The 24,400-nt window shown below is 53.1% G+C and carries 17 protein-coding genes; 3 read left to right on the plus strand and 14 right to left on the minus strand.

The features are described from left to right. Positions 1-18: 18 nt before the first annotated feature. The 14 genes from sov to FJM65_RS10380 form a co-directional block, all read right to left on the minus strand. Positions 19-7,191 carry a T9SS outer membrane translocon Sov/SprA gene (sov, locus tag FJM65_RS10315; protein ID WP_239022919.1) on the minus strand — a complete coding sequence of 2,391 codons (7,173 nt, stop codon included), beginning with the start codon at positions 7,189-7,191 and terminating at the stop codon, positions 19-21. Between the two features lie 19 nt (positions 7,192-7,210). After that, positions 7,211-7,801, minus strand: a complete 591-nt coding sequence (ruvA, locus tag FJM65_RS10320; RefSeq protein WP_140621448.1) for a Holliday junction branch migration protein RuvA — start codon at positions 7,799-7,801, stop codon at positions 7,211-7,213. Continuing rightward, positions 7,802-10,075 (minus strand): NADP-dependent malic enzyme, encoded by a 2,274-nt coding sequence (locus tag FJM65_RS10325; protein WP_181163690.1) that lies wholly within the window; start codon positions 10,073-10,075, stop codon positions 7,802-7,804. A gap of 244 nt (positions 10,076-10,319) precedes the next feature. After that, positions 10,320-11,837 carry a lytic transglycosylase domain-containing protein gene (locus tag FJM65_RS10330; RefSeq protein WP_140621449.1) on the minus strand — a complete coding sequence of 506 codons (1,518 nt, stop codon included), beginning with the start codon at positions 11,835-11,837 and terminating at the stop codon, positions 10,320-10,322. Positions 11,838-11,845: 8 nt separating this feature from the next. Further along, entirely contained in the window at positions 11,846-13,285 is a 1,440-nt protein-coding gene (gene gatA, locus FJM65_RS10335; protein WP_140621450.1) for an Asp-tRNA(Asn)/Glu-tRNA(Gln) amidotransferase subunit GatA, read from the minus strand. Next, positions 13,282-13,500 (minus strand): Sec-independent protein translocase subunit TatA/TatB, encoded by a 219-nt coding sequence (locus FJM65_RS10340; RefSeq protein ID WP_140621451.1) that lies wholly within the window; start codon positions 13,498-13,500, stop codon positions 13,282-13,284. Before FJM65_RS10340 ends, gatA begins: the two co-directional genes overlap by 4 nt. Before the next feature lie 31 nt (positions 13,501-13,531). After that, on the minus strand, positions 13,532-13,744 hold the full coding sequence (tatA, locus tag FJM65_RS10345; RefSeq protein ID WP_140621452.1) for a twin-arginine translocase TatA/TatE family subunit: 213 nt from the start codon (positions 13,742-13,744) through the stop codon (positions 13,532-13,534). Positions 13,745-14,517: 773 nt separating this feature from the next. Continuing rightward, positions 14,518-15,753 carry a murein hydrolase activator EnvC family protein gene (locus FJM65_RS10350; protein ID WP_140621453.1) on the minus strand — a complete coding sequence of 412 codons (1,236 nt, stop codon included), beginning with the start codon at positions 15,751-15,753 and terminating at the stop codon, positions 14,518-14,520. 76 nt (positions 15,754-15,829) lie between these two features. Then, positions 15,830-16,582 carry a DUF4292 domain-containing protein gene (locus tag FJM65_RS10355; RefSeq protein WP_140621454.1) on the minus strand — a complete coding sequence of 251 codons (753 nt, stop codon included), beginning with the start codon at positions 16,580-16,582 and terminating at the stop codon, positions 15,830-15,832. After that, positions 16,575-18,332 (minus strand): tetratricopeptide repeat protein, encoded by a 1,758-nt coding sequence (locus FJM65_RS10360; RefSeq protein WP_140621455.1) that lies wholly within the window; start codon positions 18,330-18,332, stop codon positions 16,575-16,577. Before FJM65_RS10360 ends, FJM65_RS10355 begins: the two co-directional genes overlap by 8 nt. A gap of 3 nt (positions 18,333-18,335) precedes the next feature. Continuing rightward, on the minus strand, positions 18,336-19,343 hold the full coding sequence (locus tag FJM65_RS10365) for a sugar nucleotidyltransferase (protein ID WP_140621456.1): 1,008 nt from the start codon (positions 19,341-19,343) through the stop codon (positions 18,336-18,338). A 114-nt stretch (positions 19,344-19,457) separates the two neighbouring features. Beyond that, positions 19,458-19,910 carry a dUTP diphosphatase gene (gene dut / locus FJM65_RS10370; protein WP_140621457.1) on the minus strand — a complete coding sequence of 151 codons (453 nt, stop codon included), beginning with the start codon at positions 19,908-19,910 and terminating at the stop codon, positions 19,458-19,460. Between the two features lie 15 nt (positions 19,911-19,925). Then, positions 19,926-21,422, minus strand: a complete 1,497-nt coding sequence (locus tag FJM65_RS10375; RefSeq protein WP_140621458.1) for a lipopolysaccharide biosynthesis protein — start codon at positions 21,420-21,422, stop codon at positions 19,926-19,928. Between the two features lie 33 nt (positions 21,423-21,455). Next, positions 21,456-22,238, minus strand: a complete 783-nt coding sequence (locus FJM65_RS10380; protein ID WP_140621459.1) for an enoyl-CoA hydratase/isomerase family protein — start codon at positions 22,236-22,238, stop codon at positions 21,456-21,458. A gap of 170 nt (positions 22,239-22,408) precedes the next feature. Between FJM65_RS10380 and mscL the strand changes: the two genes are divergently transcribed. The 3 genes from mscL (at position 22,409) to FJM65_RS10395 (ending at position 24,270) form a co-directional block, all read left to right on the plus strand. Beyond that, positions 22,409-22,858, plus strand: coding sequence for a large-conductance mechanosensitive channel protein MscL (mscL, locus tag FJM65_RS10385; protein WP_140621460.1), 450 nt, complete (start codon positions 22,409-22,411; stop codon positions 22,856-22,858). A 15-nt stretch (positions 22,859-22,873) separates the two neighbouring features. Continuing rightward, positions 22,874-23,824 (plus strand): DUF3078 domain-containing protein, encoded by a 951-nt coding sequence (locus FJM65_RS10390; protein ID WP_140621461.1) that lies wholly within the window; start codon positions 22,874-22,876, stop codon positions 23,822-23,824. A gap of 92 nt (positions 23,825-23,916) precedes the next feature. Further along, positions 23,917-24,270, plus strand: coding sequence for a hypothetical protein (locus FJM65_RS10395; RefSeq protein ID WP_140621462.1), 354 nt, complete (start codon positions 23,917-23,919; stop codon positions 24,268-24,270). Positions 24,271-24,400: the final 130 nt, after the last annotated feature.

The raw sequence follows: 24,400 nt of genomic DNA on the forward strand, positions 1-24,400 counted from the left end.
TTTTGCAATGGCAAAACTTTATTGCAGGCTTACCCGCAACTGAACGCCGCCCTCGGTTACACTGTTGCGGAACGAGGTAGAAATCTTAGGATCCGATACGGTGCGCAGCACGTAGAACTGCAGGTTCAGGCGCTGGCTTAGCACATAGTCTACGGTTGGGCGCAGCTGCAGCTGGCGCGTGCCGTTGGTAATCTGGTTCTGGCTGCGCTCTGTGCCGGAATCGTCGGTAGAGATGGCCCGCTGCACCGTCTGGTTGTCGCGCACCTGCAGGTCCAGGCGCATGGTCAGCTCATTGTCCAGGGTGGTGCTGGTAAACGGCACTTTAAAGCTGGTGGTTGTGTAGCCAAAGCCAAGCACATAGTCTTTCACGTTGGTTTCCGTTATCTGCGCATTGGTCAGGTTCAGCGATAGGTTTCGCTCCACTTTATACTCCAGGCGCCCGGTAAGGTTGGTCTTCGTCCTGAAGTTAACCCCCAGCAGCGGCGCCAGTCGCTCTATCACCGTCAGTTGGTTCACGATGTAATATGGCTCTATCTGCCCGAACTCGTTTAGCTGCGTCGGGAAGCCCGCAGGCTTCTGCTGATAGGACAGCGACGTGGAGTAGCTGGTGATGTTGTAGCTGGAGTTGTAGGCATGCTGCAGGCTGATCTGGCTGAACCACTTCTGGAAGATTGGCAGGCGCTCCAGGCCGTTGTAAGTAATGCTCCAGTTCGGGATCGGCAGGCGGCTAAACGGATCATCGGCTTTGGCCTCGTAGCCGCTTATCTCGCGGCCCTGGTAGGCATACAGGAACGACTTGAGCAGTACCTCCTGCGAGTTGAGGCTGTAGCCGGAGTCTCCGGCGGCTGGGTTGGCCACTGTCAGCCTGTCGCGCACCAGGTAGCGGTTGCGGATAAATTGCTCAAAAGCCGCCGAGGTGCCATCCTGGGTAGACTCGAACAAAGTACCCAAAGCCATAAACGAGGTACTGAAGGCGCCGGAGGTGAACGGGTTCTGGCGCTGGTCCTGCTCGCTCACATTCCCGAAGTCGTCAAACTCCTTGCGGTAAAAAACTTCCTCAATATCTGATTTGTTGCGGCGCACATCCAGTGTCACGTTAAAGTTTCGGAACGGCTCCAGGTTGGCGCGGCCGGTAAAGGTTTCGGTATGCACGTTGCTGAACGGCGTGTTTAGGTATTGGCTGCTGTCGGTGTACCAGCCATTGGTATTAGCCCGGTTGTACAGCTCGCTCAGCCCATACTGTTTACCAAGTATAAACGGCAGCCCAGGGGCGTCAAACGAATCATCAAACCCGAAGAACTCCGGTTCCGGCAGATAGCCTGGCAGCATAGAGCCGCGGTTCTCCAGGTACGTCACGTTGAGCGAGCGCGTCATCATCAGCACACGCGCCAGGCTTTTCAGGAACTTCATATTGGCCGGGGCCTTGGTGGCAGCTGTATCGTTGGCGGCTGGCTTGGCTGGTTTGTTTGGCGTAGGCGAGTTCACCTCTTTCAGGAACTTTACCTTGTTGTACAGCTTCACCAGGTCTACGCGGCCGTTCACACTAAACTCCACGTTGTTCTCAGCGGTGTTGCCCAGCCTAAAGGTGGTGTCCTGGTTCAGGGCCGTGGAGCCTGCCGTCCAGATATAGGTGGTGGCGTAGCGGGTGTCGGCGCTGAGCCAGTCTGTCAGCGGAAACTTATCGAACGGCAGCTTATAGTTCAGGGCGATCAACTGGTTAAAGTTGGTGTTGCGCCCGCCCTGCAGCAGGTTCTTCCGTATTCTGTCGTTCTTGTACTGCAGCGAGTCTATGTCGTTGTTGATGCGGCCATCCGGCTCATCTATAACCGAGCGGTTAGTGGCAGTGTAGTCCAGTGACAGGCTCTTGGTCAGGTCCCAGCGCATATCGTAGATGCGGTTAAAGAAGAACGATTTCTGGAACACGGGCTCAATGCCGCGGGTGGTCACAAACCGCGTTTCCGGGTCAGGGCGCTGCAAGTATGTCTCGTTGTAAAAACGATTCAGGTCAGCGCGGAACGACACGCGGCTTGGCAGCAGCGAGAAGTTAAAGTCCTTGATCAGGCGCAAGTATGGCGAGTTCAGTTTTTCGCTGTTGGCAAATGGCTGGTAGCTCCGCGGCGTGTTCTCGTAAGTATAAGCCAAGCCGCCCGTGTAGGTTTTGGTATAGTCGCGGTCGGTTTCGATGTCGGAGAACAGGCGCTCTGAGTAAGAGTAGGAGAGGGCAAAGTTCTCGATGTCGTACAGGTGCGCTTTCTCCTCCGGGTCGGTTCGCTCTTTGCGTACGTTCAGCAGGCTTATACTTCGTCGCGTTTCGCGGGTAATCACCTCTTTTTTATACTCATCGCGGGCTTCGTCTGTGTCAAACTTGGTCAGCGACTGCTCCAATGGCATGTCCTTGTCCAGCGGGTCATACTGCGGTTCGGCAGTCGTAACGCCATACTGCACTGTCATCGGCACTTTCACGCCCCACTGCTGCGGCAAGAACTTGTCCAGCACCATGTTGGCACTTACGTCAAACTGCGCCACATCCTCGCGCGAGCGCAACGACAGCGGCTGCTGTAGCCCTCCGAAGCCTACAGTAGTATAAGCGCCTGTGGCGGTTACGTTGGCAAAGTCAGCCAGTTTGGCGTTCATGCGGGCGTTAGAGGCCCAGCCGGTGCGGTTTACAAAGTCGGTAACGCGCAGCTCGTTTACCCAAATACAAGCCGAGTGCGCCTGCACATCCGAGTTCACGTCAGAGGGGTTGCGGATACCGATCATGATGCCCTCCACCTCGCTGAAGTCCGGGTTACCCACCACCCGAATCATCTTGCCATCTTCCAACGTGACGGTAAAGGGTACAAAGATATTGTCAGGGGTAGCGATGTTGCGTTTTGCTTTGGCATCCACCAACTCCTGCAGCGGTATGTTTACTTCGTTTTCGGTTGGCCACACGGAGGTGGCGGTGTTGCTGCCGGGCGCGGTGAACTTGAGCGGCACCACATACTCATAGTAGTTTTGCGTAAAGTCCGTGCCGATCCGGATAAAAGCCTGCATCTCACCGTCCTGTATGCCCGGCTCGTCAGACTGTGCGTGAATAAACATCTTCAGCTGCTTGTATGCCAGCAGGTCCAGCGACAGGTTTTTAAACACCGCCTTCGAGAAGGAGTCTTTCAGATCCTCTACGCACAGCTGCAGCGACTGCTCGTTTTGGCGGCGGTCGTTGGTGGAGGCGTAGTCGCGGAGGCGGTCTATGCCCGGAGGCAGCACATACGGGATGTTGTTTTCGTTGGCTTGGTTGTTAATGCCGTTTTCCTCCACGTTCACCGTCGATACGGTAAAGCTGCGGGCATCGTCGGTGCAGGTAAGGCAAGGGGTTCCCTCGGTCAGGGGCTGCTCAAACTTGCGCCACTGGTTTGCCACAAACTGGAACTGGGCCATACGCACCACCACCGGGTCGGCAAAGCCGGTCATGTACAGGCGCATGAAGCGGATAGACTTAAAGCCGTTGATGTTGCCGACACTGCCGGTTGGCTGGCGCACCGGTATCCGGAACTGGTACCAGGTAGCGCCGCCTTCGCCCTCCACTTTGTCTACAATGTAGTTCTGGCCTACATCCAGTTGGTTCGGGTTCAGGTTGATTTTATACTCATAGTACTGCTCCAGGTCTGTGATAACGTTATCGCCGTTCAGGTCCTCTTTGTCCGGGTAGGCATAGTTGGCAAAGCGGCTGTTTTCCGGTGAGTTGTTCTCCATGCCGTTAAAGTTCTTGTAGCGCTGCAGGATGCCGGCGTTCTGCTGGTCATACACCGGGTCCAGGTGGTGCAGAAAATTGTCTGCCGACGGGTCGTCTACGACCGACTGCGGCGGCGAGCCCGGTATGCGGCTCAGGAAGGCGCTTCGGAAATAGTCGGCTTCCTCGGTGTCGTTTAATCCGTCCAGGCCCACGTCTTGGCGCTGCCGCCCGCCCGGTATACCCGTAAAGGCATCGGTCAGGAACTGCTGCTGCGTAATGCGGCCCCAAATGGTTTCCTCCAGGTCCTGCACATCGTCGGCAGAGGCGGGCAGGCCGTTCTCAAAGGCATACTCGTTGTCCTTCAGCAAATCCTCCGACACGCTTCCGAGGTTAAGCACCAACTGCCCCGGGTCCTGGCTGTTCACGTTGCCGCCAAAGGCGCCGTCCCTGCCGTTCGGCCCCTGCAGGAAAGGGTCCATCATCCAGAACTCTACATACTCAATGTTGGCGTTGTCAAAGTCGGTGTCAAAAGATATCTCCCGGCTGATGCCGCCCCAGTTGTTGCGCGGGTCGCCGGCCAGCTGCCCCTGCGACGTCAGGTTCGGGTTGTAGTTATACTGGCCCCGTTCGCGTGGGTAGTACGCCAGGTCAAATGTATACTCGTAGCTGGTGGTCACCTCCGCATCGCGGCCCTTAAACACTTCGGTGCGTTTTACGGGGCGCACATAGTTGTTCTTCAGCTCCTCATCCGTAATGTTGTCGGGCTTCAGGTTATCGGAGTTGCGGTAAAAGATCTGGTCGATGGTATACCAGGCCAGCTTGGCGCGGTTGTAAGAATAGGCCAGGCTGTCGCCGGGGACAAGCGGCGCAGGGGTGGCGGCCACGCGCCAGGTGCTGTTGTTAAAGCCGCCCAGGCTGTAGGGCGTTTCGGCTCCTTCAAAGTCATCAATATAAGAAGCGCCGTCCTCGTTTGCGTTAGATTTAGACTTAGCCGGCACCAGTTGCGCAAACTCACTGCTAAAAGTAATCAGCGAAGGCGCCTTTGTCTGTATCAGCGGAATGGCATCTACAAAGCGCGTCAGCATCCGCGATTCCTTCTGCAGGTTCACGTCGAAGCCGTAGATGGTGTTGTTGGTGGGCTCGTCGCCTATACTTACGCGGTTGATAAAGGTCTGCTCGTTCAGGTGCAGCACCGTTGCCCCGATATTCACGTCATCATTCAGACGGTAATCGAAGCGGGCGCCCAGCATGGTGCGGGGCTGTATGTTCAGCAGCTCTGCCTTCTCATAGGTCACGCGCAGGTCGTTGGCCGAGTTCAGATAGCTCGGGTTCAGGATTTTGATGCGGCCCAAATCGTAGAATACCTGGTAATCAGTGCCCTCCTGCAAGCGGGTGCCGCCAGAGTATACCACCACAGAGCCCTCTGCAATCTGAAAGCCCGGCAGCATGATCTCGTCCGATGAAGTGGACTGCACCCGGCCTTTCAGGTAAAACTTGGCCTTTACGTTGTTCTGCTGCGCGTCTGTCTGCGTCTGCTCATACAGTTCCTGAAACACGTACTGGTCTATCAGGTTCGGGTAGCCCTCCAGCCTGCCGGCCAGGTAACTGCCAAAAGGCTCCACCTGCGGAAAGTATACCCGGCCGCTCTCCGTGTCAATCGTGATACCGGGCAGAAAGTCGAAATTGCCGTCGCTTGGCTTGTCGTTGTTTGAGTTCACGTTGTCCAGGTTCAGCACCTCCACCAGCGGGATGTTCTGGATCGGGCTCGGCTCCTTTATACTTGTCAGGTCCACGCCAGTCTCATCGTCCTTGTAAATAACCTGCAGCTTAAAATCCTCCCGGTTGATTTGCGTGGCATCCAGCGCATACACGTTCTTCATCATCAAATCCCAGGTCGGGTAATTGAGCAAAGGGCTGGTGGCGCGGAGCAGCTTCATGTGGATAACCTTGTCCGAGTCCAGGTTCTGGTAGTCATCCATCAGCTCGCCTACCTGGTATGTTTTGCCGTTGTAAGTATACTCGAATGCCACGCCCAGCACCTGGTCAGGCAGGAGGGCGGTGTTAAGGGAGATATAGCCCAGCTGCGGGTTGAATTTATACTCGTTTGGCTCCAGTTTGCGGGCGCGCACATGCTCAAAGTCCACGCCTTTCTCCAGCCCCAGCGACTGCAGGTAACCATCTACCCGAGCGTTGTTGCGGGCCTGGCTGTTTTGCGGAGAGATCTGGCTGTAGAGCGAGTTGGCCTGGTTGTCGGCAGGGGCAGTGCTGGGGCGACCCGTGTCAAAGGCTTCGCGGTAGGGATCGGCCTCACCCAGGTCCATATAAGCCACTATGTTGCGCAGGTTCTCCGTAGAGCGGTTGTTGTTCGTAACGTATAGCTCCACGCGGCGTATCACGATGCCGGAGTTGATGAGCGGCAGGTTGCGCAGGGCACCATCATAGCGGCCCCTGAAAAACTGCGACAGGTAGAAGTGGCGGTCACGGTCATAGTTGTCCACCCTGATCTCGAAGGGCTTGTTCTGCCCTCCGTTCTGGATCACTACCTCGTCGTTGGTGCCACGCACGCTAGAGGCAATGGTGGTAACGCCCAGGCGGCCAAACTGCAGCTGCGCCTTTACGCCAAACAGGTTCTGTGCCCCCGTTATCAGTGAGTTGTTAAGCGGCAGGCTTACGTTACCGGCCTCCACCTTGCGGATGATCTCCTCTTCGTAGCCGGTGTAATCCAGCTTCATGTTGTTCTCGAAGTCGAAGTTGGCGTTGTTGTCCCAGTTAAAGTTGAGGCGCATTTTCTCGCCGATCTTGCCTACCAGGTTCAGGGAGATGTTCTGCTCAAAATCAAAATCGCCGGTGCGCTGCTGGCTGAGCGGTATGGTGGGGTTCTCGTTGCGGTTAAAGCGGGCACCAAACTTCAGCGACACGTTACCGTTGGGCTGGATATCGACATAGTTGCCGCCAAAAATGCGGTCAAACACCGGGCTGATGTATAGCTTTGGTATAAGGCGGTTGCTGCTGACCACGCTCTCGCCGTCGAGGCCGGCGGATTTGGCGCGCCAGTAGTTGCGGATGGCCTCCCGCTGCTGCCACTCCGAGTACTCCCGCAGCGACATGGAAGACGGTGGGCGGTACAGCATGCTGTCGCCGATGGTTTCAGTAATGTTGTACTGCTGCAGGCTATCGTCCAGCTCTACATTAAGGTGCAGGTTGCCGGGTTGGCCAAGCAGCAGGGGAGAGGTGCTGCTGCGGGTGCCGAAAGGGCTGCCGTAGCGGTCGGAGGGGGTAAACGTAGGCCTGCGGCTTGGGATATACTTGGCTGTGTCCTGGCGTACGGTATCCTGCCAGTGCAGAAAGTCCTGCAGGTCTGATAAGCTTTTCTGATCCGGCACGCGTAGCCCTTCTGCCCGCGACCACCAGGCAAGCAAAGATACTGTAGCAACCGTGGCAAGCAGCAGGTTGTGCTTTGTACTTTTCCAGATCAAAATAAGCTGTTCTCTCTTATTATGAAGATTTTAAGGCAAATTTAATCAACTCCTCTACGCTCAAACTGCCGCCTTCGCGCTTTATAATCGCATCCAGCGTTTTTTCGGCCACGTTTTTGGCAAAGCCCAAGGTTACTAATGCTGATAACGCCTCGGCACGGTTGGTATTGTATGCAGCGGCAGAGACAGGAGCATCGGTTAGCATCACCTCTTTTTTCATCTTATCCTTTAGCTCCAGAATGATGCGCTGAGCGGTTTTGGCGCCTATGCCTTTCACGTGCTGTATCGTGCGCACATCCTCCCGCACAATGGCCTGCTGTATCTCCTCTACTGATAACGACGAGAGAATCATAAGCCCTGTATTAGGCCCTACCCCCGAGATGGAGATCAGGTGCAGGAACGCCTCCTTCTCCTGCACGGTGGTGAAGCCATACAAAGTATGGGCATCCTCCTTGATGTGCAGGTAGGTGTGCAGCTTACAGCGCTCGCCGGCCGGCAGCGAGGAGTAGGTGCTGAGCGAGATCTTGATCTGGTAACCTACGCCATTAGCTTCGATAATGACGTAGGTTGGATCTTTGTGCGTTAATTTGCCATCTATATAGGCTATCATCTATATATGTTGATTGTTATAGTTTTGAGCATCTACGACAGCAATGGCCACCATGTTTATGATGTCTCGTACAGAGGAGCCGAGCTGAAGAATATGGACCGGTTTGCGCATGCCCATCAGCACAGGGCCAATTACCTCAACGCCACCTAGTTCCTGCAGCAGTTTGTAGGCAATGTTGCCTGCCGTAAGCGTCGGGAAAATAAGGGTGTTGGCACCTTTTTCGGCCAGCTCGCTGAAAGGGTAGTGCTCGCGCAGCAGGTTTTTGTTCACGGCTGTGTTGGCTTGCATCTCTCCGTCTATGAGTAGGTCCGGGTAGCGCTGTTTTGCCTTGCGCACTGCCTCAGCGCCCTTGTCCGGAATGTCGCCGCGCACCGAACCGAAGTTTGAGAACGACAGCATGGCCACGCGCGGCTCCGTGTCGAAGAAGCGCACTGTGCGGGCTGTCAGGCCAATGATATCCACTAGCTCGTCGGCGCTTGGGTTTACGTTTACGGTGGTGTCGGCAAAGAAGTATGGCTCTTTCTGCCCCAGCACAATGTACATGCCTGCCACTTTGTTCACGCCCTCTTCCACGCCAATTACCTGCAGCGCCGGCGAAATGGTTTTAGAATAGTCGCGGGTAAGGCCAGAGATAAGTGCGTCAGCCTCTCCGGTGTGCAGCATCATACTTCCGAAGTAGTTGCGGTCGCGCATCAGGCGGCGTGCATCAAATAATGTGACGCCCTTGCGCTGGCGCTTCTTGTACAGTATCTGCGCGTACTCCTCTTTCTTCGCTTCTTCAGCCTGCGGGTCAATGATCTGCACGCCCTGCAGGTCCATGTTGTTCTCCGCGATGATGGCCTTGATCCGGTTTGGGTTCCCCAAAAGTATAGGGGTGGCAATGCGCTGCTCCTGCACGGTTTGGGCCGCTTTCAGGATCTTGTAATTATCTGCCTCGGCAAACACTACTGTTTTCGGGTCTTTCTTAGCCTGCGTGGTGATGCGCGACATCAGTTTCTGGTCTATGCCGATACGCTCTTTCAGCTCCACCTCATACGCTTCCCAGTCGGTGATAGGGCGACGGGCCACGCCGCTCTCCATGGCTGCCCTGGCCACTGCCGGCGATACGGTGGTGATCAGGCGCGGGTCCAGCGGTTTCGGGATCAGGTAGAAGCGGCCGAAGTTGATGGTGTTGTCGCCATAGGCTTTGTGCACGATCTCCGGCACGGGCTCCTTGGCCAGTTCTGCCAGCGCACGCACGGCGGCCAGCTTCATCTCCTCGTTTATCTCCGTGGCACGCACATCCAGCGCCCCTCTGAATATGTAGGGGAAGCCTAGCACGTTGTTTACCTGGTTCGGATGGTCGGAGCGGCCGGTGGCCATGATGAGGTCCTCGCGGGTAGCCATGGCTGCCTCGTAAGCAATTTCAGGGTCTGGGTTGGCAAGGGCGAAGATGATCGGATTATCAGCCATCAGCTTCACATACTCTGCCGGCAGCACGTTGCCTGCGGAAAGCCCTACAAACACGTCTGCGCCCGCCATGGCTTCCTCCAGCGTGTCGATCTTGCGTGTCGTTACGAACTGGGCCCTGTAAATGTCCAGGTTGTCGCGCTCCGGACGGATGATGCCTCCTTTGTCGAACATCACGATGTTGTCTATGTTCACCCCAAGGGCCACATACAACTTGGCGCAGGCAATGGCAGCGGCACCGGCACCGTTTACCACCATCTTTATTTCGCCAATGTTTTTCCCTACTATCTCCAGGGCGTTTAGCAGGGCTGCCGAGGAGATGATCGCTGTGCCGTGCTGGTCGTCGTGCATCAGCGGAATGTTCATCTGCGTCTTCAGCGCGTTCTCTATCTTAAAGCTTTCCGGTGCCTTAATGTCTTCCAGGTTTATGCCGCCAAACGTCGGCTCCAGCGATTTCACGATGCGGATAAATTCTTCCGGGTCTGAGCTGTCTATCTCAATGTCGAACACATCTATGCCCGCGAACTTCTTGAACAGCACGCCCTTGCCTTCCATCACAGGCTTGGAGGCATCTGGGCCGATGTTGCCGAGGCCCAGCACGGCGGTGCCGTTGGAAATAACGCCTACCAGGTTGCCCTTGGCCGTGTACTTATATGCATTTTCTTTATCAGCGGCGATTTCTTTGCACGGCTCTGCCACTCCCGGTGAGTAAGCCAGGGCCAGGTCGTGCTGTGTGCTTACCATTTTAGTGGGTACTACCTCTATCTTCCCGGGTTTGCCGTCCATGTGGTAGTTTAAAGCGTCCTCTTTGTTAACTTTAATCATGTTGTGTTGTTGTAAATAGTATGCCGACTCAGCGAACGGTTCTTCGTTTTCTTTAAAGTTATCCGGAAATACTAATTTCCTAAGAATTTACGCGTAATCCAAAGCTGAGCCTCCAAAGATAAAGGGTGTTCCTGTTTCGGGGGCAGCATCAGGTGCTTTTTAATTTTGATATTGCCCCAATCTGTTAAAACAAAGAGCACCTCCTGTGGCAGAAGGTGCTCCTGACGGCTGTTGCCGCTAATGATTAGCTCAGGATAAGCTTTTGACCTGGCTTCAGGTTGTTAGACTTTAGCTTATTCAGTTTTTTTATCTGCTCTACTGTAATGCCCTCATACTTGCGGGAGATCTGCCAAAGCGTGTCGCCCGGTTGTACATGGTAGATCAGTTCCTCGTTCCTGGCAGAGGCCTTGCTGTCCTTCATACCTTTGGATGAAGCCAGTGCCGTACCGGCCATTGCCTGGCCTGGCTGCAGGATCGTGAGGTTTTGGTTTGCCCTGATGTAGCTGTTGCTCAGCTTGTTCCATTCTTTTAGCTGGTCCACGGTTACGTCGTGGCGCTTGGCTATACTAATCAGGTTATCGCCTGGCCGCACTTTGTAAGTTACCGCTTTAGGCTCAGCGGGTTTGGCTGGGGCTTGCTCGGTTTTGGCAGATGCCAGCAGCACCGGCGTCTGCTCCGGCTCTCTTGGTTGAAGCAGGGCTGGGGCCGCTGCCAATAGTATGCAGTTCTTATCTTGTGCGGTGGCAATCAGCGTGGTTCTGCTTGCCGGGATGCGCAGCTTATAGTTTTTGCCCACCTTATTTTTACGGAGCTCCGGGTTTAGGTACGCGAGTTCCTCCGGGGCAAGGTGTAGCTCTCCGGCCAGCCTGTCCAGGTCAAGTTCCTGCGTAATCTCCAGGTAGGCCACATCAGGCTGGTAAAGTATGGAGTCGGAGAAAATGTTATGTTCCCCGGCATAGTTCATGGCATAGCACACGGCTGTCATGCTGGGCACGTAGCCCCGGGTTTCACGCGGCAGGTACGGGAAGATATCCCAAAACGATCTTTTGCCGCCCGCCCTGCGGATAGCTTTGTTCACGTTGCCCTGGCCACAGTTGTAGGCGGCCAATGCCAGTTCCCAGTCGTCGTAGTAATTGTAGAGGCGGCGCAGGAACTTCATGGCCGCTTCTGTCGATTTCTCAGGATCCAGGCGCTCGTCGATGTAGGAAGTCTGCTCCAGGCCATACTCACGGCCTGTCGGCCTCATAAACTGCCAAAGGCCGGCAGCACCCACATGGCTCTGCGCCTTCGGGTTTAGGCCGGACTCTACAATGGCCAGGTACTTCAGCTCATCTGGCATCCCATACTTCTTGAGGTACTTCTCAAACACCGGGAAGTATACATTCTCACGGCTCAGCATGGTGCGTGTATACTTGCGGTTGCGGATGGTGAAGTAGTCGATGAAATTCCTTACAAAGTCGTTATACACCAACGGAATGTCTGCTTCCATGCAGCTCAGCCTGTCGGCAATCACGTCATCCGGCTCGTTTGGGATTACCTCCACCAGCAGCGCCAGCTCTTCCGGCGACATGACCATAACACTGGTATCAGTTACGGCTGTAGTTGACACAGTAAGCGCCAGCGAGTCCGTGGTGATAGACAATGAGTCGCTAAGGGAGTATGGTTCCGAAGACAAACGGCTATGGCCGGTGGCACTGGCGTTTAACGCGCAGATACTACCGGCCATAGCCGCAAGCAATGTAAAGGATTTGCTAAATGTCATGTCAAGGTTTATGCTTCAACGGTGATCTTGTCCAGGATGTAATTTGAGAAAGCGAGCAGTTGCGGCTCCTCAAATGAGCGGGTCATTAACTGCAACCCGATGGACAGGCCGTTGGCATCGCGGCCAACCGGTATAGAGATGGCTGGCACGCCTGCAAGAGAGGCCTGGACCGTAAAGATATCGGCCAGGTACATGGCCAATGGGTTCGCTGTGTTCTCCCCTATCTTAAAAGCGGTAGTAGGAGCGGTAGGCAATATAAGAAAATCATACTGCTGCAGCAACTCGTCAGTCTTCTCTTTTATAAGGCGTCTTACCTTTTGTGCCTTCGTATAATAGGCGTCGTAATAGTCGGCACTTAGCACAAAAGTGCCAAGCATAATGCGGCGCTGTACTTCCTGGCCAAAGCCCTCGGCCCTGGTCTTTTTGTACAGCGAGGTCAGGTCGGTTACATTCTCGGAGCGGAAGCCATACTTCACCCCATCGTAGCGGCCCAGGTTGGAGCTGGCTTCTGCGGTGGTTAGGATGTAGTAAGTTGGCACCATGAAGTCCAGGTATGGGAAATCCACCGCCTCTACCTCATGCCCGGCATCGCGCAGCATGTCCTTTACGCCCAAAATAGCGTCTTTCACTTCTGTATCCAGGCCTTCACGCTCAAAGCAGTCGCGGATGTAGCCGATCTTATACTTTTTATCGTCTGCCTGCAACAGTTGACTATACGCCGGCACCTCGCGCTGGCTGGCAGTGCTGTCCATGCCGTCGGCACCGGCCATTACTTCCAGTAGCAGGGCCGCATCTTCTACGCTTCTCGTGATGGTGCCAATCTGGTCAAAAGAGGAGGCGTAGGCGATCAGGCCGTAGCGGGAAATACGCGAATAGGTTGGTTTTAGGCCGATAACACCGCAGAACGAGGCAGGCTGGCGCACCGAACCGCCTGTGTCGGAGCCGATAGAGGCCAGGCACAGGTCGGCCTGCACTGCTACAGCCGATCCTCCCGAAGAACCTCCCGGTACGCGGGCGTGGTCGTCGGCATTCAGTACGTTACCGAAAGAAGAATTTTCGTTAGACGCGCCCATGGCAAACTCGTCGCAGTTCTGGCGGCCAATGATGATGGCATCCTCAGCTAGCATGCGTTGCACTGCCGGAGCTGTGTATAGTGACTTGAAACCGTTCAGGATTTGGCTGGAGGCCTGCAGACTGTGGCCTTCGTAGGCCAGCACGTCCTTAATGCCAATCACCATACCTGCCAACTTACCGGCAGTGCCGGAAGCCAGTTTTTTGTCCACAGCGTCAGCCTGGGCCAATGCCTCTTCTTCAAAAACCTCCAGGAAAGCGTTCAGTTCGGCTTTCTCTTTAATGTTGCGGAGGTACTGCTCTACCAGTTGCCTGCACGAAACCTGGCCATTAGCAATGTCTGTGCGGATGTCGCGTAGCGAATTATACTGTCTCAATCTGTTTTGGACTTAGGATCGTCTTTAATGGATTGCTCTAGTTCGTGTTTGATTTCGTTTGTTGCGTCTTTGAACTCGCGGATGCCCCTGCCCATTGAGCGGGCGATGCCCGGAATCCTGTCGGCACCAAACAACAAAAGGACGGCGGTTAAGATAACCATCATCTCGCCTCCCCCCAGGTCTCCCAGGAAAAGGAAAATAGTACTAAGGCACATGCTAAATACCTTGTGTGGTTAGTGCAGGAGACTACTTAGAGCTGTTGTCGTCTTTAACCGAAGACTCAATGTCACTTTTGATTTCTTTGGTGGCATCCTTAAACTCACGAATACCGCGGCCCAAACCTTTTGCCAGCTCAGGAATGCGCTTTGCGCCGAACAGCAACAGGATAGCAAACAGGATGAGCATTACTTCTGTACCGCCTAGGCCTCCAATAAATAAGAAAATGTTGGTGATAGCCATGTTTTTAATGTTTAAAGTGTGTTACAAAATTAGGGTTAATATTTTAAATAAACCTACATCAGACGGGATTAGTTTAAAACGCCTAAAAGTAAGGTGATTTAAATTATATACAACAGGATGAGCTACTTTTTTTAACGCTCCCTAAACAGAACATAGTATTCTAAACCGTGCAAGCATGCAGTATAGTGTTTTTCCTTTTTTGGGAATATTGGCACAAGATTAGTCTAATTTATGGAAAAGTATACTTTACAAAGATGCCTTCAAGCTAAAAATTGGCTGTTTATGCCGCAGCAATTGTATTGGCACAGAACTTGATTATCGTAATTCACGACAGGGACACGTCCCTGTAGAAAGTTGATAAATGGGGCGGGGCCGCTGCTCTAAAGGTACAATACCAGCGTTTGTAAAGATTTTCAAGCAAAAATCTGAAAAAGCTGCAACCTAAATTTAAAATAGCAGTATAGCTATACAGGGATGCTTAAGAGAAGAAATTAGTTTTTGCCTCAAAGTTGCATCTTTATGAACAAGGTTGTAATTTAGTGTCATGGAATCTCGCAGGTCACAGCACCTGTTTCAGATATAATATTAAGTTTGTTTTCATAGCTTGGAAAGGCACCCTGCATTGTGGGGTGTTTTTTTATTTTGTGCTGTTCTGGTTTTATAACACAAACGGCCTTTAGTTACTAAAGTTGGCTTTGCCTGGGGGAGGCAAAGCACCAAATGAAAAAGCCACGGCAACCGCCGTGGCTTTTTCTGGTTTATAGGCTTTTGTCTTACTTGCTCATGATCCAGCCCTCCGGATTCATGTTGGTGCTGTTTTTCCAAATCTGGAACTGCAGTTCTGTCGTGCCGTCGCTGTCGGTGTATACGGTGCCAATGGTATCCTTCAGTTTAACGGTTTGCCCTGGCTTCACGCTCACGGTCTTTAGCTTGGCGTACACGGTAAAGTACTCGCCGTGTTGCACCATTACAATGTTGTTCATGCCGGGCACGCTGGCTACGGTTAGTACTTTACCCTCAAAAATGGCTCTGGCCGTAGCGCCCTGCTCTGTTTGGATGTCTACGCCTCGGTTTTCTACCACCACGCCCTTCAGCACCGGGTGGTTGTGGCGGCCAAACTTCTGCGAGATAAAGCCACGCTCCACAGGCCACGACAGCCTGCCTTTGTTACCCGCGAAAGAAGACGAGATAAGAGCCGCCTCTGGTGTTAGGGTAACCCTGTTCGGGCTGCCGCTGGTAGCCTTGCCGGCCTCTCGGGCTGCCCTTGCCGCCCGCGCAATCTCTTCGCGCACGATGTCGGCAATTAGTTTGTCCAGTTTCTTAACAGCCTGCTGGCGCTGTGCCACTTCTTTTTTAAGTCGGCTTTCCTGCTGGCTCAGGCGCGTGATCATGCCGTCCTGCTGCTGCTTCAGGCTTAAAAGGTTCTTGTTCTCAGCTATTTGCTTGTCCAAGAGGCTTTTTTTCTGATCTTTCTTTGTCTCCAGCACGGCCAGCTGCCCGTTTAGGGCTGCCTGTACTTTCCCTATAAGCTCCACCTGCTTTTTTCGGGCCTCTGAGTACTGCTGCAAATAGCGCAGCCGCATCACAAACTGGTTAAAAGAGTCGGAGGCAAACAAGAACATGAGCTTGTTGTAGCTGTTGGCAGTTTTAGAGGCTGCGTATACCATCGTGGCATACTCCTCCTTTAGCTTTTTCAGGTCGTTTTGCAGCGCCCCTACTATGCCCTCTGTTTCCTGCACATCGTTCTCCAGCAGGCTGATCTCGCGGGTGATGTTCTGGATAACGCCCTTCTGTACCGTTATCTTCTCCTTAATGGCATTGAGTTGACCAATAGAAGTCTGCTTCTGCTTTTTGGTCTGTTGCAGAATCTTGTTAGCTTCTTTAATCCGGGTGAGGTTTTCCTTTTTCTCTTTCTCCAACTGCGCCTTCGATTTTGATTTCTGGGCCACAGCGGACAGCGGCAGGCAAAGTATAAAAAAGAAAAAGGCTAATCTGTAAAGGGCCTTCATCAAAACGTATGGTTCTTCTTCTCTAAGTCTACAAATATGGCGAATCTATAACGGAAGAACCAACAGGGTAGGGGATTTAATTAAACGTGAGATGCTTATAGTCGCCGGGCACGCCAAACGGGAAAGTGAGCGGCTCCTCGGACACGGTTACACGGCTGTGGCGCAGCGTAAAGTCCGACACTTCGCCTTTTTGCAGCACCTGTGCAATTAACTCATGCGCGAACGGCACCTGCCCAATCGGCTCAAAGCTGTTATACTTCACGGTGATGGTATTGCCTGTGTTGATATCCTCGGCGTTCAGCTGCTTCAGCTTGTTGTTGAGGCTGCTGATAAAGTAGTCGAACGTAAGATTTTGGCGCTGCTGCTGCACGTGTTGCAGGTCTCCGGTGTCCATTACCTTCTCAGCGCCCGCAGCCTGGTAATTGCCCAAAAGTATGGACTGCAGCACTTCAAAATTCAGGTCTACCTGTAGCTTGTTGCGCAGAAAACCATAATCCGTGGCGGCATACTCTTTCTTCAGGCGGTTCATAAAGTATACGGAATCCTGGGTAAGCATCATCCGGGCGGCTTCTATGCCCAACCCAGGCAGCACCGACACCCATATCACACTGTCCTTCCGCATGCGAATGCTTACACCCGAAGACAGGTTGTCGTTTTTGTCGTTTAGCGTGATTTGGCCTTTGGCGCTGAGATAGGTGAATTCCAGGTTGTCTACCTTCACCTCGCCTACGGTAGTAGTGGCAGCGGAGGCGGCGGTAGGCACGGTTTCCTTCTTACAACTTGCCAACAGTAGCAGGCTGCACAGGGAAAGCAGCAAATATTTACTCATAGAGTTTCTTTTCTTTGATCTTGCGGTCGATAAAGGCAGAGGCCTCGCCTTTGAGTTTTGCTTTTTGCCACTGGCTTACGGCTTCTTCTTTTTTACCTAGTTTAAACAGCACATCGCCGTAGTGCTCTACAATAGTGGCATCATCGGAGATGGCCACGGCCTGCTCCAGGTATTTGCGGGCTTCGCTATAGTTGCCCTGTTTGTATAGCACCCACGCATGGGTATCCAGGTAAGTGGGGTTGGTGGGGTGCTGTTTAACAAGGCGCTCCGACATCTGCCTGGCCTGGTCCAGTTTCTCTCCCCGCATCGACAGGAAGTAGCTGTAGTTGTTCAGCACATGCTCGTTGTCGGCATCCTGCGCCAAAACCGCCTCATACGCCGCGTCAGACTTCGTATAATCTTTCAGGGAGTTGTAGCTGTCGCCCAGCTGCATGTTAAACTGCATCTCCAGCTCAGGCTCATTCAAAGACAGGCGCTTACCGTACTCCAGAGACTTTACTGCCTTCTCAAAGTTCTTTTCTATTAAATGGCCCGTGCCGCTGTAGAACCAGAACACAGCCTGGTTCGGGAACAGCTCCAGCGCCTGCTCTGCATGCTTTACCATGGCGGCAGGGTCTTCTAGTTCTGCGTCTAACAGTACAATCTGCTGCCAAATCTTAAAATGGGAATCATCGAGCTTTACAGCCTCTAAATAATTATTGCGTGCCGTTTCTTTCTGTCCTACAATCGTTTGCAGGTCGGCGGCTACGGCGTAGGCTTTGGCCTCATCCGGGTGCTTTTCAATGGTCAGGTCTACCAGTTCCAGGGCAAGGGGCTCTATCTGCGGGTTAGGCAGCTGTCGAATAAAATCCACCAAAATGCGCACTTTCGTATCGATATCGAGGTTGGCGCTGGCAAAGGCAAGCTTTACCTGCTTCTCCGACTCCTCCAGCTTGCCCTGCTGGCGGTTCAGGTCCGAGAGCATGAGGTGTGCAAACGGGTTGTTCGGGTCCAGGCGCAGGGCCTTGTTCAGGGTAGTGATGGCTTCCTCGGGGCGCCGGGCCGCATTATACAGCTCTGCCTGCGACAGGAAGTAATTCATCTCCGACGGGTTGGCCTTTAATAGCTTCTCGCCCTCGGCAATGGCTTTGTCCACGTTTTTCTGGCGCAGGTATATCTGCTGGCGGTTTACCAGCAGCTGCTCCATTTCGCCAAACTCCTTCTCAATACGGTCGTAGGTGCGCAGGGCATCATCGTAGCGCGATTGGGCCAGGTACAGGTCAGCCAGGTTAAAGAGGTATTCATTGGAGTTGGGCACATTGCGCAGCAGGTCGTTAAAAGCCTGTGCGGCGGCATTAAACTGCTGCTGCTCAGAGTATAGCTGCGCCAGCAGCAAATAATAGTAGGCGTTTGTTTTTTCGAGGTTAGAAGCAGCCAGCGCAAAAGGCATGGCAGATTTAAACTCCTTCAGGTGCAGGTAGGTTTCGCCGATCTTATAGTTCAGCGCAGCGTTGTTGGGTGTTACCGTGTACGCTTTTTGAAAAAGCTGGAGGGCTTGTTGGTAGTCCTCCAGCATAAAATATTTCATCCCATCCAGAAACAAAGCCTCGCTTACCTGCTTGTCGTGCTCGCTAGGGGCGGGTGCCTGCGGTGCAGGGGCTTCCTGTGCGGCCTTCGCCTTTTTCCTTTTCGAGGACTGTGCCGCACTTTGGTGGGTGGCTACAAGGGCCAGGCAGCAGGTGGCAAGTATAAAGTTTCTGAATGTGTTCATGTGTTACTCCGCAAGTGTGTTGTAGTCGCCGAGGCTGAGGTCAGACTGGCGCCCCTCATACACAACAAAGTTGCCGAGCATTGAGTTTGCAACGTTGCCGTTTTTGAGGACGGTGTTCTCCTGAATAATGGAGTTGCTCACCACGGAGTTTACTACGCTTGTGCCGTTGCCGATAGAGGCATGCGGCCCAACCACCGAGTTGGTGATCTGTGCGTTTTCGCCAATGTATACCGGCGGAATGATCACTGCGTTCTCCAGCTTCGCCGACGAGGCCACCAGGCCTTCCTCATCCTTTATATACTCTAAATAGCGTTGATTAGTATAAACAGTTGCGTTTTTATTTCCGCAATCGAGCCACTCAGAGATAACGGCAGGTATAAACTTGGTGCCCTTGTTCTTCATGTTCTCCAGGGCGTTGGTCAGCTGGTACTCGCCTTTGTCCTTGATGTCATTGTCGAGCAGGTACTGCAGCTCCTCGCGCAGGTAAGCGCCGTCGCGGAAGTAGTAGATGCCGATGATGGCCAGGTCCGACACGAAGTGCTCCGGCTTCTCCACAAAGTCGGTGATTTCGTTGTTCTCGTTTAGCTTTACTACGCCAAACGGGCGCGGGTCCTCCACGCGCTGTACCCAGATGGTGCCGTCGGCGTTGGTGTCTAGCTGAAAATCGGCCTTGAAGAGCGTGTCAGCAAAGGCCACCACTACTTTTCCTTCCAGAGATTCTTTGGCGCAAAGTATGGCGTGTGCCGTGCCCAGGGCTTCCTCCTGGTATACGATAGTGCCTTTGGCGCCAATCTGCGTGGCGATTTCCCTCAGGTCGTTTTCCACTTCCTCTCCGAAGTGCCCGATAATGAAGGCTACTTCCTCAATCGGCTCGTGGCAGACTTTGGCGATATCCTCCACCAGGCGCTGCACAATTGGTTTGCCTGCGATAGGTATAAGCGGTTTTGGGACTGTAAGTGTGTGCGGGCGCATGCGTTTGCCCATTCCGGCCATCGGTACAATAATCCTCATAGCTATTTTGTATCTGTTTTTATATTCGATCTACAGCGCTTTGCTGCAGTTTTTTACTTGTTGTTGGTTAATTGTTGTGCGTTAACCGGGGTTATACTTGAGTGCGGTCAACGATCATTTAACTCCCGTGCTGCCGTAGCCGCCCGCACCGCGCTCGGTGTCGGTAAGGGCGGTTGTCTCCTGCCATTCCACGCGCTCATACTTAGCCACCACCATCTGGGCAATGCGCTCGCCGTCTTCCACCACAAAAGCCTGGTCCGATAGGTTTACCAGCAGCACTTTTATCTCGCCGCGGTAATCAGCATCTATCGTGCCGGGGCTGTTTACAATGGAAATACCATGCTTGTAGGCCAAACCGCTCCTGGGGCGTATCTGCGCCTCGTGGCCCTCAGGCAGCTCTATAAAAATACCTGTCGGGATAAGGGCGCGCTGCAGTGGCTTCAACGTAACCGGCGCCTCCAGGTTTGCCCGCAAATCCATGCCGGCAGCATGTATGGTTTGGTAGCCGGGTAAAGCATGCTTTGATTGGTTAATGACGTTAACCGGCAGGTTCTTGTTGTTGGTCATCTTTAAATATACAGATTAAAATTTTAGGAAGCGAGGGCGCTCCCGCAGCCATACTATGGCTAAAAAGACCGCGCAGGCCGCCATCCGGAAGGCATGGCGCAGCCAGAAGTTCTCAATGTCAATGTATAAAGCTAGCCACACCAGGCCTATAGCCAGCAGGATATAGCCCAGGATGCTCTTTGTTGGGTAAGGAATAGGGTAATGGCGGTTGCCCAGCAGGTAACTGACAAGGGCCATGCTAAAGTAGCAGATCAGGGTGGCGATGGCCGAGCCCATGTAACCGATTACAGGTATGAGCAGCAGGTTGAAAAGCAGCGTAACTGCCGCGCCGCCAAAGCTGATGTAGGTGCCATACTGCGTTTTATCCGTAAGCTTGAACCACACCGACAGGTTATAGTATACGCCCAGGAACAGGTTGGCCAGCAGCAGCACCGGCACTACCATGATGCCCTCGCGGTAGGCCTCGCTGCGCAGAAACAGGGCAAAGTCCTCCAGGTTGGCCGAGATAAAGAGGAAAATAAAGGCGCAGGCAATCACAAACCACTTCATGATCAGCGCGAAGGTCTGCGGCGAGTTCTTGTCCTCAGCCTGCGAGAAAAAGAACGGCTCGGCGGCGTAGCGGAAAGCCTGTATGGCCAGCGTCATAAAGATCGAGAGTTTGTAGCAGGCGCTGTAGATGCCCACCACGGCCTCGTTGCTGTGTGCGGGATAAAAGCCCTCCGGCAGCCACTCCTCCAAGAGTATACGGTCTATCACCTCGTTTACCATGCCCGCCAGGCCCATGAAGAGCAGCGGGTAGGCGTACACCAGCATCGGGCGCAGCAGCTCCCGGTTAAACTCAAACCTGAAGATGCTAAGCTCGCGCCACAGCATGGGTATGAGCAGCGCGTTGGCCACTAGGTTGATGAGGAAGATGTAGCCGATGCCGAAATCCGGGTCATAGATTTTCGAAATCAGCGGCCTTAGCTCCTGCAGGTACTCGCCCAGGTAAATGCTGCGGCACACCACCAGGAAGAACAGGTTGGCCCCCACGGTTACAAGTATGTTTGCCATCTTGATGGAGGCAAACTTTACCGCTTTGTTCTGTAGCCGGAGCCATGCAAAGGGTATGGCCACAATGGCATCTATGGCAAGTATAAGCGCCAGCCAGATGATGTAGTTTTGCTCCTGCGCAGTATATTCTTTGTAATCGGCAATGGCCCCGGAGGCAAGTATAAGTATGGACGTGAAGACGACGCTGGAGCCGATGATCAGGCTGAGCACCTGCCTGTAGAGCTTGCGCTGGTCTGCATCCGGCTTGTTGGCAAACCGAAAAAAAGCGGTCTCCATGCCATAGGTATACAGTATGTTGAAGAAGCCCACAAAAGCGTACAGGTACGACACCACGCCATACTCAGCCGGCATAAAGACGGCGGTATAAACTGGTACCAACAGGTAATTTAAGGCTCTGCCAACAATACTGCTTAGACCATAGGCGGCAGTTTGCCCGACCAATTTCTTGGCTATACTCATGCGTTCTGTATCAGGGTCGGGGTAAGGTGTATTTTAGTTGCCGGTAAAGTTGGCCTTGCGCTTCTCGATAAAGGCACTGGTGCCTTCTACAAAGTCCTCGGAGGTGCAGCAGCGGGCAAAGGCATTGGCTTCTGTTTGGTAGCCGTTCTCATCGTTGTTGAACACGGCGTTTACGCACTCAATAACCAAACCTACGGCTAGCGGGGCCTTGCCCATGATCTTTTCCATAATCTCGACGCTCTTTGCCATCAGCTGCTCCTGCGGCACCACATGGTTTACAAGGCCAAGCTGCAGGGCCTCCTGCGCCCCAACCATGTCGGCTGTCATCATCAGTTCCATGGCTTTGCCCTTGCCAACCAGCTGTGTCAGGCGCTGGGTGCCGCCGTAGCCCGGAATCAGGCCCAGGTTTACTTCCGGCTGCCCGAAGCGTGCGTTTTCTGCGGCCACGCGTATGTGGCAGGCCATAGCCAGTTCACAGCCTCCGCCCAGAGCAAAGCCGTTCACGGCCGCAATCACGGGTTTGTTGCTGCGCTCAATCATGGCAAACACGTCCTGGCCACGCTCTGCAAAGCTACGGGCCGTCACCTCGCTCAGCTCGGCAATCTCTGTAATGTCGGCGCCGGCTACAAACGCTTTGGGGCCAGCTCCGGTAATAATGGCGCCTTTTACTTCTTCATCATCATAAACCTGCTGCATGGCGTTTCTTATTTCCCTGATAGTGTCTATATTCAGGGCGTTTAATTTATCAACGCGGTTAATGGTGATGGTCAGGATGCCTTGCTGCAGGTCTAGCAGGAGGTTTTCGTATATTGCCATAGTTTCGTGTCAGTTCTGGTTAGAATCTGTTTTCTTTGCCACAAATATAAGGATTTAGTTCAATTAGGAACAGCTGTTGAAAGCGCAGGCCTTACGGAGGAGCAGGGTATGGGCTGGTGCCGTGCTTTTTTAGGTGCTTCAGATGAAATTTCACTCTAAACATTATACGTATGAGCTTTTTCGGAGAGTTTAAAAAGTTTGCCGTGAAGGGCAACGTGATCGACCTGGCGGTAGGTGTGGTTATCGGTGCCGCTTTTGGCGCCATCACCAAGTCTCTGGTAGATGACATCATCATGCCTCCGCTTGGCCTAATGATCAGCGGCATAGACTTCAGCTCGCTGCAAGTGGTGCTAAAGGAGGCGGTGGTGGAGAACGGTGAGGTAGTTACCCAGGCCGTGGCTATCCGTTACGGAAATTTCCTGCAAGTGGTCCTTAACTTCATCATCATTGCCTTTGCCATTTTCCTGCTGGTGCGCGGCATTAACCGCATGCGTGAAAAAGAAGCTGCCAAGCCGGCCCCGCCAGTAAACAAGCAGGAAGTGCTGCTGGCCGAAATCCGAGACCTGTTAAAGGGAGAGCATCCTGCCGGAGCCTCCGATCCTCATAATAAAGTAGTATAAGTATATTGCCACATCATGTTTTCTTACTATTGCCGTTCATTTTTATTTGCTCTGATCTTTACTGTTATATCTAATGCCGCAGCCGTCGCGCAGTCGGCGGCTGCGGACTCCACCAATATCTGGGACTTCGGGGGGATGGGTGCTGTCAACTTTAGCCAGGTTAGTTTGTCTAACTGGGCTGCCGGTGGCCAAAACACCGTGTCGGTGCTGGGCAACGCCAACCTATACGCCAATTACGAAAAAGGGAAGAACACCTGGAACAACTCCGCTGACCTGACTTACGGCTTGGTGAAGCTGGAAGGGAGGCGCGTGCAGAAAAGCGACGATAAGCTGGAGCTGAACCTGAAGTATGGCTACCGGGCTTCTAAGCGCTGGTACTATACCTCGCAGCTAAACATACGCTCTCAGCTAATGCCCACCTACACCATTACCCGCGACACGCTAAAGTCTAACTTCTTTTCGCCGGCCGCTGTGCTTGCCTCCCTGGGTATGGACTATAAACCGAACGATAAGCTATCGGTCTTTATTTCGCCGTTTACCGGAAAGTTCACGATTGTGGCTAACCAGGGCCTGGCCGATAAGGGTGCTTTTGGCGTGAACCCGGCCGATAAAGACGCTGAAGGGAATCCTATACCGGGCACAGGCGACCACGTGCGGAGGGAGTTCGGTGGCTACATCAACGTGCGTTACAAAAACGAGATCCTCAAGAACGTAACGCTGCAGTCTAAGCTGGACATGTTCTCTAACTACCTGAAGAAACCGGAGAACGTGGACCTGAACTGGGAGAACCTCATCAACTTTAAGGTTAACAAAATTATATCGGCCAGCTTTTTTGCGCACATGATCTATGATGACGATGTGGATATAGACGTTGACCGCGACAACGACAGCAAAGTAGACGGGAAGGGGCCGCGCCTGCAGCTGAAACAGACCTTGGGTTTAGGGGTTTCGTACAAATTTAAATAGCAGGAATTTTCTGCAGCCGCTTTGCGTTTTACAAAAAATGTATACTTTTAGAGCATGTTTGCGTTGTATACACTAAACATTGTGAAGCTGTTATGAAGAAATTGATTCTGTTGCTGTTTTCTCTTGGAATTGTACTTTTTGTATCAGAGGCCAAAGCTCAGTCCTCCTTAAGTAGCGACTCGGGCAAGGATGAGTTCTGGGGTACAACCAAAGCGCAAACGAAAGGCACTTCGGCAGATGCTGTTGGGCAGCGCGCCTCTGGGCTGGATGCACGTTTTAATACCTACGAAGGCCAGACGCGCTCTAGCTTTGCTAAAAAGAGAATTGCCAACAGCAAACGCATGAAAGAGATTCTGAAGAAAGAGGATAAGATGATGAAAAAGCGCAAGCGGGATCGTCGTAACCTCAAAAGCCTGGGTTTGCTCAAAGGACCTGATGGCCACTAAAGTATAAGTAAGTATAAATAACGGAGCTTATAAAACGAGAGGGCTGCCCAAAGCGGGCAGCCCTCTTTTTTGTTCTATGCCAAAGGCTGGCGCGTGCCTGTGCTGTTTATACTTTTAAGTATAAGAGACC

Origin of the sequence: Pontibacter mangrovi, from assembly GCF_006385705.1 — a bacterium.
In the GTDB taxonomy this organism is placed as follows: Bacteria; Bacteroidota; Bacteroidia; order Cytophagales; family Hymenobacteraceae; genus Pontibacter; species Pontibacter mangrovi.

Bases quoted from the DNA above. Each gene is read 5' to 3' on its own strand.
- ruvA (WP_140621448.1), bottom strand. From the start codon at position 7,801: ATGATAGCCTATATAGATGGCAAATTAACGCACAAAGATCCAACCTAC.
- FJM65_RS10325 (WP_181163690.1), bottom strand. From the start codon at position 10,075: ATGATTAAAGTTAACAAAGAGGACGCTTTAAACTACCACATGGACGGC.
- FJM65_RS10330 (WP_140621449.1), bottom strand. From the start codon at position 11,837: ATGACATTTAGCAAATCCTTTACATTGCTTGCGGCTATGGCCGGTAGT.
- FJM65_RS10340 (WP_140621451.1), bottom strand. From the start codon at position 13,500: ATGTGCCTTAGTACTATTTTCCTTTTCCTGGGAGACCTGGGGGGAGGC.
- tatA (WP_140621452.1), bottom strand. From the start codon at position 13,744: ATGGCTATCACCAACATTTTCTTATTTATTGGAGGCCTAGGCGGTACA.
- FJM65_RS10350 (WP_140621453.1), bottom strand. From the start codon at position 15,753: ATGAAGGCCCTTTACAGATTAGCCTTTTTCTTTTTTATACTTTGCCTG.
- FJM65_RS10355 (WP_140621454.1), bottom strand. From the start codon at position 16,582: ATGAGTAAATATTTGCTGCTTTCCCTGTGCAGCCTGCTACTGTTGGCA.
- FJM65_RS10360 (WP_140621455.1), bottom strand. From the start codon at position 18,332: ATGAACACATTCAGAAACTTTATACTTGCCACCTGCTGCCTGGCCCTT.
- FJM65_RS10365 (WP_140621456.1), bottom strand. From the start codon at position 19,343: ATGAGGATTATTGTACCGATGGCCGGAATGGGCAAACGCATGCGCCCG.
- dut (WP_140621457.1), bottom strand. From the start codon at position 19,910: ATGACCAACAACAAGAACCTGCCGGTTAACGTCATTAACCAATCAAAG.
- FJM65_RS10375 (WP_140621458.1), bottom strand. From the start codon at position 21,422: ATGAGTATAGCCAAGAAATTGGTCGGGCAAACTGCCGCCTATGGTCTA.
- FJM65_RS10380 (WP_140621459.1), bottom strand. From the start codon at position 22,238: ATGGCAATATACGAAAACCTCCTGCTAGACCTGCAGCAAGGCATCCTG.
- mscL (WP_140621460.1), top strand. From the start codon at position 22,409: ATGAGCTTTTTCGGAGAGTTTAAAAAGTTTGCCGTGAAGGGCAACGTG.
- FJM65_RS10390 (WP_140621461.1), top strand. From the start codon at position 22,874: ATGTTTTCTTACTATTGCCGTTCATTTTTATTTGCTCTGATCTTTACT.
- FJM65_RS10395 (WP_140621462.1), top strand. From the start codon at position 23,917: ATGAAGAAATTGATTCTGTTGCTGTTTTCTCTTGGAATTGTACTTTTT.